This window comes from Streptomyces marokkonensis, from assembly GCF_008312835.1.
GTDB lineage: Bacteria > Actinomycetota > Actinomycetes > Streptomycetales > Streptomycetaceae > Streptomyces > Streptomyces marokkonensis_A.
Map to the genome: position 1 here is coordinate 334,810 of NZ_VSKS01000002.1, position 16,850 is coordinate 351,659.

Here is a 16,850-nt window from a genome sequence, read left to right on the forward strand (position 1 = left end):
CCGCCCAGCAGGTCCGCGCAGCGAAGGAGCCGCCCGATGAGAGTCCTGCTGATCGGAGCCAACGGCTACATCGGCCGCTTCGTGGCCGACCGCCTCCTCGCCGACCCCGCCGTCCAGCTCACCGCCCTCGGCCGGGGCGACGACGCCGACGTCCGCTTCGACCTCGCCACCGGCAGCCCCGGCGCCCTCACCCGCTTCCTCGACGCCGTCCACCCCGGCGTAGTGATCAACTGCGCCGGCGCCACACGAGGCGGTGCCCGCGACCTCACCCGCCACAACACCGTCGCCGTCGCCACCGTCTGCGAGGCCCTGCGCCGCAGCGGCTGCGGCGCACGGCTCGTACAGATCGGCTGCGCCTCGGAGTACGGCCCCAGCCAGCCCGGCTCCTCCACGGCGGAGGACGCCGTCCCCCGCCCCGGCGGCCCGTACGGCGTCAGCAAGCTCGCCGCCACCGAACTCGTCCTCGGCTCCGGCCTGGACGCCGTCGTCCTGCGGGTCTTCTCACCTGTGGGCCCCGGAACCCCCGCCGGCTCCCCCCTCGGCCGCCTCGCCGAGGCCATGCGCCGTGCCATGCAGTCCGGTGACGCCGAGCTGAAGCTCGGCGGTCTCGGCGCCCAACGGGACTTCATCGACGTCCGCGACGTCGCCCGCGCCGTCCACGCCGCCTCGCTCTCCGCCGCGCAGGGCGTCATCAACATCGGCTCGGGCCGCGCCGTCCGCCTCCGCGACGCCGCCGGGATCCTCGCCCGGGTCGCCGGCTACGGCGGCGCCCTCAACGAACTCGACACCCCACCCGGCATGCACCACCCCACCCCCCACCTCGCCCACACCCAGCACACCATCCCGCCCACCCCGCACCTGCGGCCCTCCATCGGCCACCCCCGCCCCGACCCCGACCACCACCACCACACCTCGGCCACCGCAGCCGCCGCCGGCCCCTCCGCCTTCCCCTACCCCGACGGCTGCGGCACCTGGCAGCAGGCAGACGTACGCACCGCCCGGGACCGCCTCGGCTGGCGCCCCCGCATCAACCTCGAGGAGTCCCTGGCCGACATCTGGATGGAGGCGGCATGTCGTATCTGACCAGCACCAGACCGGGCACGGCGAGCACGGACGTCCGCACCGGCTTCGGCATCCCCGGCTTCGCGCACCCCCTCCTCGCCCCCACCGAGTGGCACAGGCTCACCCGCCCGGGCACCCCTCTGCACTGGGTGGTGCTCAACGTGGCCGACGGCCCCGGTGTGCAGCCCGACCCGCACTGCCTGGCAGCGGCCGGCCGCCTGCGCAACGCCGGTGTCCGCGTCCTCGGTCACCTGGACACCGCCTACGGCCTGCGCACCTTCGGCGAGGTGATCTCGGACGCACACCGCTTGCTCGACTGGTACCAGGTCGACGGCTTCCTCCTGGACCGCTGCCCCGCCGACCCCGCCGCGCTCCCCGAAGTGCGGCGCACCGTGGCCACGCTCCGGGTGATCCATGACGACGCCCACATCGTCCTCGGCCACGGCACCCATCCGTATCCCGAATACGCCGAGCACGGCGACCAACTGGTCACCTTCTGCGGCACGTGGAGCGACTACCGCTGGTCGCAGGTGGCGGAGTGGACCGCCGACCACCCGCCCGAACGGTTCTGCCACTTCGTGCACGGGGTGCCCCGGCCGCATCTGGACGAGGCCCTGCGCGTCGCCCGCTGGCAGGGCGCGGCGACGATCTACTTCACCGATCACACGCCCGCACACCACACCGACCCCTGGGAACCCCTGCCCGGCTACTGGGACGACATCGTCTCGCGGATCGGGACGGGTGTCTCGGAATGAAAAAGGCCATGGCAGTGTTAAGCGGAGAACAACCGTAGTGATTGACCGACCAACGGAGTCCCCGTGTCGCTGCCACCCCTGGTCGAGCCGGCCCCCGAGCTCACCGTAGACGAGGTCCGCAGGTACTCCCGCCACCTGATCATCCCCGATGTGGGGATGGACGGGCAGAAGCGGCTGAAGAACGCCAAGGTGCTCTTTGTGGGCGCCGGCGGCCTGGGTTCCCCGGGGCTGATGTACATGGCCGCGGCGGGCGTGGGCACGCTCGGCATCGTGGAGTTCGACGAGGTCGACGAGTCGAACCTGCAGCGCCAGATCATCCACAGCCAGTCCGACATCGGCCGCCCCAAGGCCGAGTCCGCGCGAGACACGATCAAGGGCATCAACCCGTACGTGAACGTGGTCCTTCACGAGGAGCGGCTCGAGGCCGACAACGTGATGGGCCTCTTCAGCCAGTACGACCTGATCGTCGACGGCACGGACAACTTCGCGACCCGCTACCTGGTCAACGACGCCTGCGTGCTGCTGAACAAGCCGTACGTGTGGGGCTCGATCTACCGCTTCGACGGCCAGGCGTCCGTCTTCTGGTCCGAGCACGGCCCCTGCTACCGCTGCCTCTACCCGGAGCCCCCGCCCCCCGGCATGGTTCCCTCCTGCGCCGAGGGCGGCGTCCTCGGCGTGCTGTGCGCGTCCATCGGCTCCATCCAGGCCAACGAGGCCATCAAGCTGCTCGCCGGCATCGGTGAGCCCCTCGTCGGACGCCTGATGATCTACGACGCCCTGGAGATGCAGTACCGCCAGGTCAAGGTCCGCAAGGACCCCGACTGCGCGATCTGCGGCGAGAACCCGACCGTCACCGAGCTCATCGACTACGAGGCCTTCTGCGGCGTCGTGTCCGAGGAGGCCCAGGCGGCGGCCGCCGACTCCACGATCACTCCCAAGCAGCTCAAGGAGTGGATCGACGACGGCGAGAGCATCGAGCTCATCGACGTCCGCGAGCCGAACGAGTTCGAGATCGTCTCCATCCCGGGCGCCCGCCTGATCCCCAAGAACGAGTTCCTCATGGGCAACGCCCTGGAGAGCCTGCCGCAGGACAAGAAGATCGTCTTGAACTGCAAGACGGGTGTCCGCAGTGCGGAAGTCCTCGCGGTCCTGAAGTCCGCGGGCTTCGCCGACGCCGTCCACGTGGGCGGCGGCGTGATCGGCTGGGTCAACCAGATCGAACCGGAGAAGCCGGTCTACTGACCGGCGGCGGCGGTCCGAGCCGAGGCGGGGGCTTTGCGCACCACGGGTGCGCGGAGCCCCCGCCGTCGTCATGAGCAGACCTTGCCGTCCTCCGGCACCCTGCCGTCCAGCAGGTAGGCGTTCACCGTGGAGTCGACGCAGTCGCTGCCGCTGCCGTACGCACCGTGGCCCTCGCCCTTCCAGGTGAGCACCACCCCGACGTTCTCGCCCAGTTCGTCCGCCATCCTCCGGGCGCCCTCGTAGGGCGTGGCCGGGTCGCCGGTGTTGCCCACGACCAGGACCGGCGCCGCGCCGGGCGCGCTCACCTCCGGGGTGTCGACCTGACCGGGAACCGGCCACTCGTGGCACCAGCCTGCCGTGTCCCAGCCGAGGAAGGACCCGAACACGGGCGAGATCTCCTCGAACTCGGGCAGCAGCTTCTTCGTCTCCTCGATCGTCGGCCGCTGCTTGTCGTCCAGGCACGATATGACCCGCTGGGAGTGGGTCGTGGTGCCGTACCGCCCCGAGGTGTCACGCTCGTTGTAGCCGTCGGCCAGGGCCAGCAGCTCCGAGCCGTCCCCCTCCTCGGCGGCCTGCAGCGCGCTGGTCAGCGCCGGCCAGCTGGTCTTGCTGTACAGCGGCAGGACGATGCCGGTCAGCGCGAGCGACTGCGTCAGCTCGCGTCCGGAGGAGGACGTCGGCAGGGGCTCGGCGTCGATCCGCTCCAGCAGCTGCGCGATCTCCCTCGATCCCTGCCCGGGGTCCCGGCCGGTGGACCTCAGATAGTTGTTGAGGGCCGTCTGGAAGCCGCGCGCCTGGTTCTTGGCGTGTCCGACGGTGTCGGCGGTGGGGTCGACCACCGCGTCGAGCGTCATCCGGCCGACCTTCTCCGGGAACAGGTGCGCGTAGACGCCGCCGAGTTCCGTGCCGTAGGAGATGCCGAAGTAGTTCAGCCTGTCGTCGCCGAGGACCTGCCGGATGCGGTCCAAGTCGCGCGCGGTGTCGGTGGTCGAGACATGGGCCATCAGCTTTCCGGCGCCTTCCTGGCAGCCCTTGCCGAAGTCGGCGGCGTCCCGCAGGAACGTCTGCTCCTCGGCCGCCGTGTCGGGGGTGCCGTCCACCGACGCCTCGGCGGCCTGGATGCTCCTGTCGTCGCGGCAGCGGACGCCCTCGCTGGCGGCCACTCCGCGCGGATCCCAGCTGACCAGGTCGTACCGCTCGCGCAGCTCGGAGACCGTGGCCGCGTAGGACGGCATCATGGAGACACCCGAGCCACCCGGGCCTCCGAAGTTGAACAGCAGTGAGCCGAGGCGGTCGCCTCCCGTGGCCTTGGCCCGGATGAGGGCCAGCCCGATCGTCGAGCCCTCCGGCTTCGACCAGTCCAGCGGCACCCGGAGCGTGGCGCACTGCCAGTCGTCGCCCGGTGCGGGGGCGTCCCCGGAGGCCTTGCAGTCCCCCCAGTCGAGCGCTGTGCCGCCGCTCTTGCCGTCGTTGCCGTTGTCCCCGGAGTCGTCGCCCGACGACCCGGCGCCGCTGCAGCCCGCCGTCAGAAGCGCGGCGGCGGCCGTCAGGGCCGTCCACCGTGTGAAACGGGTCATGTGCCGATTCCCCCCTCGCTGGCCGTCCGCGCTGTGCCACGGATGGCGGTCAGGCCATGGTAGGCAGTTTCGCCGCCCGCCGGGGAAGCCTGTGGACAACGCTTTGACCTGCAGGTTTCTCCCATCTCGGCGGTCGCTCAGGAGCAGACGGTCCCGGCCGCCGGCATCGTGCCGTCCAGCAGATAGCCGTGCACCGCGTCCCGCACGCATCCGTTCCCGCTGCCGTAGGCGCCGTGCCCCTGCCCCTTGTACGTCAGCTCCACCCCGACACCGTCACCGAGGGCCCGCACCATTCTGCGTGCCCCCTCGTACGGGGTGGCCGGGTCACCGGTGGTGCCGATCACCAGGATCGGTGCCGCGCCGGGGGCGCTCACGTCCGGATGGTCGGCGGCCCCCGGCACCGCCCAGTCGGCACAGCTGATCATTCCCCACGCCATGTAGTCGCCGAAGAGCTCGGAGGCGGACCGGAACGCGGGAAGCCGGCGCTCCACGTGCCCCGGGCCGTAGCGGGGTTTGTCGTCGGCGCAGTTGATGGAGACGTTGGCGGCGACGAGGTTGCTGTACTCGCCGTTCTCGCTGCGCCCGTTCATCGCGTCGGACAGCAGCATCAGAATCGTTCCGTCACCGTCGTACGCCTGCTCGAGACCGTCGGTGAGGAACGCCCAGAACTGCTGTGAGTACAGGGCCTGCACGATCCCACCGGTCGCCGCGGTCTGGGTCAGTTGCCGTGGGAAGACCCCCGGGAGGGGCCTGCCGTCGAGGTCCTCGAGCAGTTCGGCGATGCGGTCCTTCACGTCCTGCGCGCTGTCGCCGACGGGGCACTCCTCGGTCCGGGAGACGCAGTCCCGGGCGTAGTTGTCGAGGGCGAGCTGGAATCCCCGTGCCTGTCCGAGCGAGCGCTCCTCCGCGGTCTGCGTGGGGTCGACGACCGCGTCGAACACCGCGCGGCCGACCTTCTCCGGGAACAGGTGGGCGTAGACGCCGCCGAGTTCCGTGCCGTAGGAGACGCCGAAGTAGTGCAGCGTGTCGTCACCGAGGACCTGACGCATCAGGTCCAGGTCACGGGCGGCGTCCGTGGTGCGCACATGCGGCAGGATCCGTCCGGAATTCTCCTCGCAGTCCGCGTTGAACTTTTCGGTGCTCTCCAGCAGTTCCGTGCGCTCGGTCCCGTCGTCCGGGGTGGCGTCCTGCTGGAGGTACGCGTCGAGCCGCCGGTCGTCCTGGCAGATCACCGGTGCGCTGCGGCCGACCCCGCGGGGATCGAAGCTCACGAGGTCGTAGCGGGTCCGCAGGGTCGCGTACTGCTCGCCGAACGCGGGCAGTGCGGTGACGCCGGAGCCGCCGGGGCCGCCGAAGTTGAAGATCAGGGAGCCGATGCGCTCGTTCGACGGGCCGCTCGACCCGGCCCGGATCAGCGCGAGGCCGATGGTGTCGCCCCGGGGGTCGTCCCAGTCCAGCGGCGCCTTCATGGTGGCGCAGCTCCACTCGCCCCCGCCGCCCGGCAGCGGGGACGGGGGAGCGCCTCCGCCCTGGGCCTCGGACGGGGCCGGGCAGTCCTTCCAGTCCAGCTCCTGCCGGGTCAGGTCCTGGTCCTCGGCGTCCTCGCCGCAGCCCGCCAGCAGCGTGGGCAGCAGCAGGACACAGGCGGTCAGGGCAGCGGCACGCGGGCGCAGGCGGAAGGGGCGGGGCATGCTCCCATCCTGGGGTTGCCCGGGGCGGGACGCGCGGGACGCGTGCCGTACGAGGTAAGAGGGCCCGCGCCCACGGGGCTGCCCGCGCCCACGGGGCTGCCCGCCTACAGGGCCGCCTTGCGCGTGAGGTGGTTGAAGGCGAGCCATCCCGGCAGCACCGGCAGCCACAGCGTCAGCAGCCGGAAGAGGAGCACCGCCGGCGCGGCGACCTCCTTGGGGAGCCCGACGGCGATCAGGCCGACCGTCAGGGTCGCCTCGACCGCGCCCACGCCGCCGGGTGTCGGCGCCGCCGATCCCAGCGCGTTGCCGGCGAGGAAGACGACGGCGACGCTCGCGATGCTGACCGAGGTCGTCTCGTCGCCGAACGCCCGGATCGAGGCGTCCAGGCACATCACGAAGCAGGCCGTCAGCAGCAGCATGCCGCCGATGCCGGTGACCAGCTTCTGGGGGCGCTGCAGCACGTCGAGCATGCGCGGCACGACGCCCGCGAAGAGTGACCGCACGCGCGTGGCGACGAACTTCCGCAGGAAGGGCACCGAGGTCACCACGAGCACCAGCACCGCCACCGTCAACAGGCCGCCGATGACCGTGCGGGACGGCGAGAGGGAGGGCGTCTTCTCGGTACCGGTCAGATAGCCGAACGCCAGCAGCATCAGGATGTGGCAGCCGAGCCCGAAGAGCTGCGACGCGCCGACGCTGGCCACCGCGAGCCCTGGACGCACCCCCGCGCGCTGCAGGAAGCGCGTGTTCAGGGCGACGCCGCCCACCGCGGCCGGCGCGACGATCTTGACGAAGGACCCGGCGACCTGCGCCGCCACCGTGCGCAGGAACGGCACCCGCTCCGGCACGAACCCGAGCAGGGCCATCGCCGCCGCGACGTAACTGGCCGCCGAGAACAGCACCGCCGCGGCCACCCAGCCCCACTCCGCGTTCGAGATCAGCGGGCCGAACTCGATGTGGGTGAGCTGCGTCAGGAGGAAGTACGCGCCGATCGCGCCGGCGATGAGGCTGATCAGCGTCCGCGGGCGCACCCGCTCCAGGCGGGCCGGCTCGACCGGGGCCTGCGGCCTGATCCGCAGCACCTCGTGCCGGATCTGGGTGAGCAGGTCCTCCTCGCGCGCCTCCTCCAGGGCCTCGTCGATGGCCCGCTTCTCGGCCCGCTGCTCCGCGCGTACGGCCTTCTTGCCGGTCTTCTCGAGCACCACGTGGCGGGTGTCGTCGGCGTCGTGCTCCGCGCGCGCCGGCCTGGCGTGCCGGGAGGCATCCAGGACCGCCTCGCGCTCGCGCTCCGCCCGCTCCCGGGCGAGCCTCCGCAGGGTGCCGCGCGTGGAGCGGCTCAGCGCGATCGGCTGGAGCATCGGCAGGCAGTCCGCGACAGCGTCGGGTCCGAGGACGCTCAGCGCGGAGGCCACCGCGCGTTCGGCGCCCACCCTGAGCCCCAGCGTCACCAGCAGCTGGGAGACGTCCATGCGCAGCAGCAGATCGCCTGCCGCGATCTCACCGCCGCGCAGATCGGTGAGGATCACCGTGCCGGAACGATCCACCAGGATGGCGTCGCCCACCAGCCTGCGGTGCGCGATGCGGCGGGACTGCAGGGCCCGTACCTGGTGCCAGGTGTCACGCAGCAGTTCGTCGGTGATCTCCTCGTCCTGCAGCGAGTCGAGGGTGCGCCCGCCGGTGTGCTCGTAGACGAGCATCACCGCGTCGGGACCGAGCTCGGACGTCGCGATCAGCTTGGGCGCGTTGGCGCCGGCCGCGATGGCGGCGTACGCCAGCAGCGCCTCCTGCTCCAGCGCCTGGCGCAAGGACTGCAGACTCCTGCGGGTGGCGAAGCCGCGCAGGGCCAGATTGCGCCACGCGCGGTAGAAGAACCCCTGCGCCTGCTGCTCGCGGTCGACCACCGTGACGTCCAGCGGCGGACCGTCCTCCAGGGTGACGAAGTACCGGCGCCCGCGGTCGCCGGTCTCGGAGGCGTCCGGCGCCTCGTCGCGGGAGGCGGTCACGGGGCGGAAGCCGACGGTGCGCAGGCCCGCCATCAGGGTGCGTCCGGTGGGGCGCACATTGGGCGACCCCACCGCGTAGAGGGTGCCGTAGGCCACGGTCCAGCCGATCAGCACCGTGAGGATGATCGAGAACGGTGTCGTGTACCCGGTGACGAGCATCGAGAAGGCGTCGAGGAGCAGCACGACCCACAGCACCGCGCGCCACCGGGGTCTGCGGGACATGCCGACGGCCGTCATGTACGCGATGACCGGTGCCAGATAGCCGTGCACCGGATCGGTGAGGGCGTGGATGTCACCGGGGGAGGGCTGGGTGAGCGCGTCCTGGATCGAGTCCGGAGCGGCACGTGCCACCCACAGGTCGGTGGCGAGCGTCACACCGTGCGCGAGGACGGCGGCGAGCACGCCGTCGGCGATTCGCAGTCCGTCCCGTTTGATCAGCCGTTCGATGGCGAAGGCGACCGGAACCAGGAGGATCGCGATGCTGGAGGCCAGGCCCGCGATCTTGATGAGCAGGTCGGGCGCCTGCCCGGTGCCCTTGTTGATGTCCTGTTCCAGCCCCGAGGTGGTCCCGTGGGCGAACGCGGCGATCGCCAGCAGCAGCACGACGGCGAGTACGCCGCCCAGGAGCCGCATGAGATCGGACGGGCGGTGCACCCGCGCGGGGAGCAGGGGCTCGTCGCCCTCCACCTCGTCGATGTGCGCCGTGTCGGGGTCCGTGGAGCGGGAGTCCCCGGTGTCCGGGCGCGACGAGGCGTCAGGGGTGCCCTCCGTGTCCCCGGGGTGCGCACCCTGCTGCTTCATCGTCTCTTCTCGATCTCGTATCACCGGTCACCGCCCGCACGATGGTGGCATGCCGATCCGGCACAAGGGGGCATCAGGGTCCAAAAGCGGGGCGGCACAGTCTGCCGGAAGCCCCGCTCCGGGGCGAGCCGTGCGCACGCGCGCGAGCGCGTCGCGTTGTCGGTGGGGTGGGGCAGGATGGGGCGGATGAGCCAGGAGAGCCTTCCGTCCGACAGCCCCCCGGAGCATCCCGACGCCCTGCCCGAGTACGCCGAGCGGGTTCTCGAGGTGGCGGAGCTGATCCCGCCGGGGCGTGTCATGACGTACGGGGACGTGGCCGAGTGGCTGGGGGAGGGCGGCCCCCGGCAGGTCGGGCGCGTGATGGCCCTGTACGGGGGAGCCGTACCGTGGTGGCGCGTCGTCCGCGCGGACGGTGTGCTGCTGCCGGGCCACGAACTGAGAGCCCTCGGCCACTACCGCGCGGAGGGCACGCCGCTGAAGGGGGCGAGCCGGTCCGCGGAGGGCCACGTGCCGCGCCTCGACATCGGGCGCGCGCGGTGGGACGGCGGCGAGCACACCGAGGGTCACACCTGACAGCTTCCGCCATCGCGCGCGCCGCCGTGTGACCGGTGATCCCCCGGGGTGAAACAGGGCACATCCGTGGCATGACGTACGTTCGTGAGGCAAGGGACATGTGCGCCACGAGTGTCCGGAGGGAAGAAGCGGAAGTCCTGCCTCCGTCCTTTTCACCGGCGTAGCGTCGGCTGCGCGTGCCCCCTTCACCCCCCGACCACCGCCCTCCGCGCGCGGCGAACAGCCCCACAGCACACCCACCAGGACCGGCGAACCACGTGAGCTCCTCTTCCTCCACCAGCGGCCTGTCGCACCCCCCGGTGCGGCGGGGGAACCGTGGCGCTTATCGACTGGTGCGTACCCCGCCGGCCCGCGCGAATCCCCCTCGGATGGACGCCGCACAGCGCTCCGTGGTTGAGCACACGACCGGCCCGCTGCTCGTTCTCGCAGGTCCGGGCACCGGCAAGACCACCACGCTCGTCGAGTCGGTGGCCGCGCGGATCGCCCGCGGCGGTGACCCCGGGCGCATCCTGGTGCTGACGTTCAGCCGCAGGGCGGCCGTCGAGCTGCGTGACCGCATGGCCCTGCGCATCGGAGCCGCACACGCCCCGCAGGCCACCACCTTCCACTCGCTCTGCTACGCCCTGGTCCGCGCCCACCAGGACAGCGACCTCTTCGTGGAACCGCTGCGGCTGCTGTCGGGCCCCGAGCAGGACGTCACCGTCCGCGAGCTGCTCGCCGGCCAGGTGGACCTGGAGCGGCTCGGACTGGCCCATGTGCGCTGGCCGGACGAACTGCGCGCCTGCCTGACCACCCGCGGCTTCGCCGACGAGGTCCGCGCGGTGCTCGCCCGCAGCCGCGAACTGGGCCTCGGCCCCGACGCCCTGGACGCCTTCGCCCGCCGCATCGGGCGCCCCGACTGGCGTGCGGCCTCCGCCTTCCTCGCCGAGTACCTCGACGTCCTCGACCTGCAGGGCGTGCTCGACTACGCCGAACTCGTCCACCGCGCGGTGCTCCTCGCCCGCCGCCCGGAGACCGCCGTGCGGCTCGCCGGACGGTACGACGCCGTCTACGTCGACGAGTACCAGGACACCGACCCCGCCCAGGTGCGGCTGCTGCACGCCCTGGCCGACGGACGCACCCTCGTCGCCTTCGGCGACCCCGACCAGTCGATCTACGCCTTCCGGGGCGCGGACGTGGGCGGCATCGTGGAGTTCCCGCAGGCGTTCCCCCGCGCGGACGGCCGCCCGGCCCCGGTCGAGGTGCTGCGCACCTCCCGGCGCTCCGGTGCCGCCCTGCTGGCGGCCACCCGGCTGGTGACCCGGCGCATGCCGCTGCCCCGGCTCCCCGCCGAGAAGGTCCGCGCCCACCGGGAGCTGACTCCCGTACGGGACGGCGGCCGGGCCGAAGTGTACACCTACCCGACGCCCGGCACGGAGCTGGACAACATCGCCGACATCCTGCGCAGGGCGCACCTGGAGGACGGGGTCCCCTGGAGCGACATGGCCGTGCTGGTGCGGGCCGGCTCCCGCACCCTCCCCGCCGTCCGCCGCGCGCTCACCTCGGCGGGCGTCCCCGTGGACGTCGACGGCGACGACCTGCCCCTGCGCCACGAGCCGGCCGTGGCCCCGCTGCTGACGGCCCTGCGCGCGGTGGCCACGGCGGAGGCGGGAGAGCGGGAAGGCGAGGACACGGCGACCGGCGCTCGCGCGGAAGCGTGCTGGCTCGACACCGGGACCGCCCTCACCCTGCTCGCCTCCCCCCTCGCCGGCATGGACGCCGCCGACCTGCGGCGCCTCGGACGGGCCCTGCGCGAGGAGGAGCGGGCCGCGGGCAACCCGCTGCCACCGCCCTCGGACGAGCTGCTCGCGCGAGCGCTGGCCGAACCGGAGCGGCTCGCCGTGCACGACCCCGTCCACGCGCGGGGCGCCCAGAGGCTCGGCGCCCTGCTGCGCCGGGCCCGCGAGCGTCTGGCGGGCGGCGGTACGGCCGAGGAGGCCCTGTGGGACCTGTGGGACGGCACTCCGTGGCCCCAGCGCCTGGAGCGCTCCGCCCGGCGCGGCGGCGCGGCCGGCCGTAACGCCGACCGGGACCTCGACGCCGTGTGCGCCCTGTTCGCGACCGCCGCCCGCGCGGAGGAACGCACCGGCGGCCGCGGCGCCCTGAACTTCCTGGAGGAGATCGAGGCCGAGGACATCGCCGCCGACACCCTCACCCGGCGGGCCGCCCGCCCCGACGCCGTACGCCTGATGACCGCGCACCGCTCCAAGGGCCTGGAGTGGCGCCTGGTCGTCGTGGCCGGGGTCCAGGAGGGACTGTGGCCGGACCTGCGCCGCCGCGGTTCCCTGCTGGAGGCCGACCGCATCGGCCGCGACGGACTCGCCGAACCCCTCACTCCGGGAGCGCTGCTCGCCGAGGAACGCCGCCTGTTCTACGTCGCCGCCACGCGCGCGCGTGAACGCCTCGTCGTGACGGCCGTGAAGGCGCCCGCCGACGACGGGGACCAGCCCTCACGCTTCCTGGCCGAACTCGGCGTCGAGCCCAGGGACGTCACCGGGCGCCCCCGCCGCCCCCTGTCCGTCGCCGCGCTCGTCGCCGAACTGCGCGCCACGACGGTCGACCCCCGGGTCTCGGACACCCTGCGGGAGGCCGCCGCCCAGCGGCTGGCCCGGCTCGCCGCGCTCGCCGACGAGGACGGACGCCCGCTGGTGCCGTCCGCGCACCCCTACCGCTGGTGGGGCATGTTCGAACCGACCGAGAGCAAGGTGCCGCTGCGGAGCCGCGACCAGCCCGTCGTGCTCTCCGGCAGCGCCCTCGACCAGCTCGCCAACACCTGCGCCCTGCAGTGGTTCCTCGGCCGCGAGGTGAAGGCCGACGCGCCCGCGACCGCCGCCCAGGGCTTCGGCAACGTGGTGCACGTCCTGGCCGACGAGGTGGCCTCCGGGCACACCCCGGCCGATCTCACCGTCCTCATGGAGCGCCTGGACTCCGTGTGGAACGCGCTCGCCTTCGACGCGCCGTGGAAGTCGGCGCAGGAGAAGGAGAACGCGCGCGTGGCGCTCGAACGCTTCCTGAAGTGGCACGTCATGGACCGCGCCGGACGCACCCCGGTGGCGAGCGAGCACGACTTCGACGTCACCCTCGAAGCGGGCGACTACCAGGTGCGCATCCGAGGCCAGCTCGACCGCGTCGAGGCCGACGGCGAGGGACGCGCGTACGTCGTCGACTTCAAGACCGGCAAGCAGGCGCCCAGCGCCAGGGAGGTGGAGCGCCACCCCCAGCTCGCGGTCTACCAGCTCGCCGTCCGCGAGGGCGCCGTCGACGAGGCCTTCGACGGGGTGCGCCCCGAACCGGGCGGTGCCGAGCTCGTCCAGCTGCGCCAGGGGGCCGCCCGACGGGACGGCGGCGAGACCCTGCCCAAGGTCCAGGCCCAGGAGCCGCCGGAGGGCGAGTGGGTCGGTGACCTGCTGGCCACGGCCGCCGGCAAGGTCCTCGACGAACGGTTCACCCCGACCGCGGGCCAGCACTGCGCCCACTGCTCGTTCCGCGCCTCGTGCAGCGCCCGGCCCGAGGGCCGGCACGTCGTCGAGTGACCGGCGTGACGCATCGCACCACCCGCGCCGACCTGTGCTTCTTCCTTCCCGGGGCACGCTGACGGCCCTCGCTGTCAGTGCGCGCCGCTAGATTCTGCGTGTGCCCGCCCGTATCACCGATCCCGATCAGCTCAAGGAGCTCCTCGGCATCCCGTTCACCCCGGAGCAGACGGCCTGCATCACCGCGCCGCCCGCCCCGCAGGTCATCGTGGCCGGAGCCGGGTCGGGCAAGACGACCGTGATGGCGGCGCGCGTGGTGTGGCTGGTCGGCACCGGACAGGTCGCCCCCGAGCAGGTGCTCGGCCTCACTTTCACCAACAAGGCCGCCGCCGAACTCGCCGAACGCGTCCGCAAGGCGCTGGTCAAGGCCGGCGTGACCGACCCCGACGTCATCGACCCGGACAACCCCCCGGGCGAGCCGGTGATCTCCACGTACCACGCCTTCGCGGGCCGTCTGCTGACCGACCACGGACTGCGCATCGGCCTCGAACCGGCCTCCCGGCTGCTCGCCGACGCCACCCGCTACCAGCTCGCCGCACGCGTCCTGCGCGAGGCCCCCGGGCCCTACCCGGCGCTCACCCGTTCCTTCCCCGACCTGGTCGGCGACCTCCTCACCCTCGACGCGGAGCTCGCCGAACATCTCGTGGCGCCCGAGGACCTGCGCGCCCACGACACCGGGCTGCTGCGCACCCTGGAGAACACCAGGCTCACCAACGCCGACCTGCGCAAGGTCCCCGAGGCGGCCGCCGCGCGCCGGGAACTCGCCGAACTCGTCCAGCGCTACCGGGCCGCCAAACGCGAACGCGACCTGCTCGACTTCGGCGACCAGATCGCCCTGTCCGCCCGGCTCGCCGCCCTCCCCGAGGTGGGCCGCGTCCTGCGCGACGAGTTCCGCGTGGTCCTCCTCGACGAGTACCAGGACACATCCGTCGCCCAGCGGGTCCTGCTGGCGGGACTGTTCGGCGGCGGCACCGGCCACCCGGTGACCGCCGTCGGCGACCCCTGCCAGGCGATCTACGGCTGGCGCGGCGCCTCCGTCGCCAACCTCGACGACTTCCCCGAGCACTTCGCCCAGGCCGACGGCCGCCCCGCCACCCGCCAGTCCCTCAGCGAGAACCGCCGCAGCGGAGGCCGCCTGCTCGACCTCGCCAACGGCCTCGCCGAGCCGCTGCGCGCCATGCACGCGGGCGTGGAGGCACTCCGCCCGGCCCCGGGCGCCGAACGCGACGGCACCGTCCGCTGTGCCCTGCTGCCCACCCACGCCGAGGAGATCGACTGGATCGCCGGCTCCATCGCCCACCTCGTCCGCACCGGCAAGGCACCCGGCGAGATCGCCGTCCTGTGCCGCACGGCCGGCGACTTCGCCGAGATCCAGGGCGCCCTGGTCGCCCGGGACGTCCCCGTCGAGGTCGTCGGCCTCTCCGGGCTGCTGCACCTGCCCGAGATCGCCGACCTCGTCGCCGTCTGCGAGGTCCTCCAGGACCCCGGGGCCAACGCCTCCCTGGTACGCCTGCTGACCGGCCCGCGCTGGCGCATCGGCCCCCGCGACCTCGCCCTGCTGGGGCGCCGCGCCCGGCGGCTCGTCTCCCACGCGCGCGCGGACGACGACGACCCCGACCGGCGGCTCGCCGAAGCCGTCGAGGGCGTCGACCCGGCCGAGGTGGTCTCCCTCGCCGACGCGCTCGACACGTTCCTGGAGACACCGCTGGACGGCCGCGGTGACGACGGCCTGCCCTTCTCCCCCGACGCGCGCGTGCGCTTCGCCCGCCTGGCGGCCGAACTGCGCGACCTGCGCCGCTCCCTGGCCGACCCCCTCATGGACGTCCTGCACCGCGTCCTCGCCGTCACCGGCCTGGAGGTCGAACTCTCCGCGTCCCCGCACGCCCTGGCCGCCCGGCGGCGGGAGACCCTGTCCAACTTCCTCGACATCGCCGCCTCCTTCGCCGCCGGCGACGGCGAGGCCACCCTGCTCGCCTTCCTCGGCTTCCTGCGCACCGCCGCCCAGTACGAGAAGGGCCTGGACAACGCGCTGCCCGGCGGTGAGAACACCGTCAAGGTGCTCACCGCCCACAAGTCCAAGGGCCTCGAATGGGACGTCGTCGCCGTACCCGGCCTGGTCACCGGCACCTTCCCCAGCAGTCAGGGCCGCGAGAAGTGGACCGCTCAGGGCAAGGTGCTGCCGCACGGACTGCGCGGCGACGCCGACACCCTGCCCGACGTCACGTCCTGGGACTCCCGGGGCCTGAAGTCCTTCCACGAGGCCATGAAGGAACACCAGCACACCGAGGAACTGCGCCTCGGCTACGTCACCTTCACCCGCCCCCGCTCCCTCCTGCTCGGCTCCGGGCACTGGTGGGGACCCAGCCAGAAGAGACCGCGCGGCCCCTCCGACTTCCTCCGCGCCCTCCACGAGCACTGCGCCGCCGGGTACGGCGAGATCGAGGCGTGGGCGGACGAGCCCGCCGAGGACGAGGAGAACCCCGCGCTGCACCGGGCCACCGACGACCAGGTGTGGCCCCTGCCCCTGGACGACGCCGCCCTCGCCCGCCGCCGGGCGGCCGCCGAGACCGTCCTCGCCCACCTGGACGGCCTCGCCGCCGGCACCGCCACCGCCGTACACGACCCGGACACCTACGACGACCCCGACTGGCCGCCGCCACCCGACGAGGAGGAACCCCTCCCCGGGGAGGGCCCCTTCGCGGACGCCGACCCGGACGACTGGGACTCCTGGGCCACCGACCGCCCCACCGTCCCGCACCAGGCGAGGGCACCCAAGGCCGCCGGACGCCCCGGCGCCGCGGAGCGGTCCCGCCCGCCGCGGCACCCCGAAGCACCCCGGCTCACCCCCGAGGAGGCCCGCACCGTCGCCTCCTGGGACCGCGACCTGGACGCCCTCAGCGGAGAGCTGCTGCGCACCCGCGCGAGCGTCACCGAGGTCCGGCTGCCCGCCACGCTGACCGCCTCCCAGCTGCTCCGCCTGGCCGAGGACCCGGACGGCTTCGCCCGGGAACTGGCCCGCCCCATGCCCCGCCCCCCACAGCCCGCGGCGCGCCGCGGCACCCGCTTCCACGCCTGGGTCGAGGCTCGCTTCGAGGCACTGACGCTGCCCATGCTCGAGCCGGAGGAGCTGCCCGGCAGCGACGCCGAGATCGAGGACGAGCGCGACCTGGAGGCCCTCAAGGAGGCCTTCGAACGCACCGAGTACGCCCACCGGACGCCCCACCGCGTGGAGGCGCCCTTCCAGCTGACGATCGCCGGCCGCGTCGTCCGCGGCCGCATCGACGCCGTCTACCGGCAGGACGACGGGGACGGGACGACGTACGAGATCGTCGACTGGAAGACCGGACGCGACCGCACCGGCGACCCGCTCCAGCTCGCCGTCTACCGGCTCGCCTGGGCCGAGCAGCAGGGCGTCCCGCCGGAATCCGTCACGGCCGCGTTCCTGTACGTGCGCACCGGGGAGGTGGTCCGCCCCGGCTCCCTGCCCGGACGCGCGGAGCTGGAACGGCTGCTGCTCGAGGAGCCGTCCGGTGAGATACCGCACTCCGAGGACACCGGCGCGGGCCGATAGGCT

9 protein-coding genes are annotated in these 16,850 nt (G+C 73.2%); 6 read left to right on the forward strand and 3 right to left on the reverse strand.

Annotation, left to right across the window (positions count from 1 at the left end):
* Window positions 1–36: 36 nt before the first annotated feature.
* The 3 genes from F1615_RS04320 to moeZ all read left to right on the forward strand — a co-directional run bounded on the left by F1615_RS04320 (window position 37) and on the right by moeZ (window position 3,059).
* Complete coding sequence (locus F1615_RS04320) at window positions 37–1,083, forward strand: NAD-dependent epimerase/dehydratase family protein (protein WP_149547515.1); 1,047 nt, start codon at window positions 37–39, stop codon at window positions 1,081–1,083.
* Window positions 1,071–1,817 carry a spherulation-specific family 4 protein gene (locus tag F1615_RS04325; RefSeq protein WP_149547516.1) on the forward strand — a complete coding sequence of 249 codons (747 nt, stop codon included), beginning with the start codon at window positions 1,071–1,073 and terminating at the stop codon, window positions 1,815–1,817. The genes F1615_RS04320 and F1615_RS04325 overlap by 13 nt, the downstream gene beginning before the upstream one ends.
* A 63-nt stretch (window positions 1,818–1,880) precedes the next feature.
* Entirely contained in the window at window positions 1,881–3,059 is a 1,179-nt protein-coding gene (moeZ, locus tag F1615_RS04330; protein ID WP_149547517.1) for an adenylyltransferase/sulfurtransferase MoeZ, read from the forward strand.
* Window positions 3,060–3,127: 68 nt separating this feature from the next.
* Here moeZ and F1615_RS04335 read toward each other — a convergent pair whose 3' ends face one another.
* The 3 genes from F1615_RS04335 to F1615_RS04345 all read right to left on the reverse strand — a co-directional run bounded on the left by F1615_RS04335 (window position 3,128) and on the right by F1615_RS04345 (window position 9,131).
* Window positions 3,128–4,636, reverse strand: a complete 1,509-nt coding sequence (locus tag F1615_RS04335; RefSeq protein WP_149547518.1) for an alpha/beta hydrolase — start codon at window positions 4,634–4,636, stop codon at window positions 3,128–3,130.
* A 137-nt stretch (window positions 4,637–4,773) separates the two neighbouring features.
* On the reverse strand, window positions 4,774–6,327 hold the full coding sequence (locus F1615_RS04340; protein WP_149547519.1) for an alpha/beta hydrolase: 1,554 nt from the start codon (window positions 6,325–6,327) through the stop codon (window positions 4,774–4,776).
* 104 nt (window positions 6,328–6,431) lie between these two features.
* A complete protein-coding gene (locus F1615_RS04345; protein WP_208818243.1) occupies window positions 6,432–9,131 on the reverse strand; it encodes a lysylphosphatidylglycerol synthase transmembrane domain-containing protein in 2,700 nt (899 codons plus the stop codon).
* A gap of 186 nt (window positions 9,132–9,317) precedes the next feature.
* Between F1615_RS04345 and F1615_RS04350 the strand changes: the two genes are divergently transcribed.
* From F1615_RS04350 to F1615_RS04360, 3 genes are all read left to right on the forward strand, one after another.
* Window positions 9,318–9,704: an MGMT family protein gene (locus F1615_RS04350; protein ID WP_149547521.1), complete on the forward strand. Its 387-nt coding sequence runs from the start codon at window positions 9,318–9,320 to the stop codon at window positions 9,702–9,704.
* Between the two features lie 257 nt (window positions 9,705–9,961).
* Window positions 9,962–13,276, forward strand: a complete 3,315-nt coding sequence (locus F1615_RS04355) for an ATP-dependent helicase (protein ID WP_149547522.1) — start codon at window positions 9,962–9,964, stop codon at window positions 13,274–13,276.
* A 100-nt stretch (window positions 13,277–13,376) separates the two neighbouring features.
* Window positions 13,377–16,847, forward strand: coding sequence for an ATP-dependent helicase (locus F1615_RS04360; protein WP_149547523.1), 3,471 nt, complete (start codon window positions 13,377–13,379; stop codon window positions 16,845–16,847).
* The last annotated feature ends 3 nt before the right edge of the window (window positions 16,848–16,850 follow it).

Excerpts from the sequence above, each read along its gene's own strand:
- F1615_RS04320 (WP_149547515.1), top strand. The coding sequence starts at position 37 with ATGAGAGTCCTGCTGATCGGAGCCAACGGCTACATCGGCCGCTTCGTG.
- F1615_RS04325 (WP_149547516.1), top strand. The coding sequence starts at position 1,071 with ATGTCGTATCTGACCAGCACCAGACCGGGCACGGCGAGCACGGACGTC.
- F1615_RS04335 (WP_149547518.1), bottom strand. The coding sequence starts at position 4,636 with ATGACCCGTTTCACACGGTGGACGGCCCTGACGGCCGCCGCCGCGCTT.
- F1615_RS04340 (WP_149547519.1), bottom strand. The coding sequence starts at position 6,327 with ATGCCCCGCCCCTTCCGCCTGCGCCCGCGTGCCGCTGCCCTGACCGCC.
- F1615_RS04345 (WP_208818243.1), bottom strand. The coding sequence starts at position 9,131 with ATGAAGCAGCAGGGTGCGCACCCCGGGGACACGGAGGGCACCCCTGAC.
- F1615_RS04350 (WP_149547521.1), top strand. The coding sequence starts at position 9,318 with ATGAGCCAGGAGAGCCTTCCGTCCGACAGCCCCCCGGAGCATCCCGAC.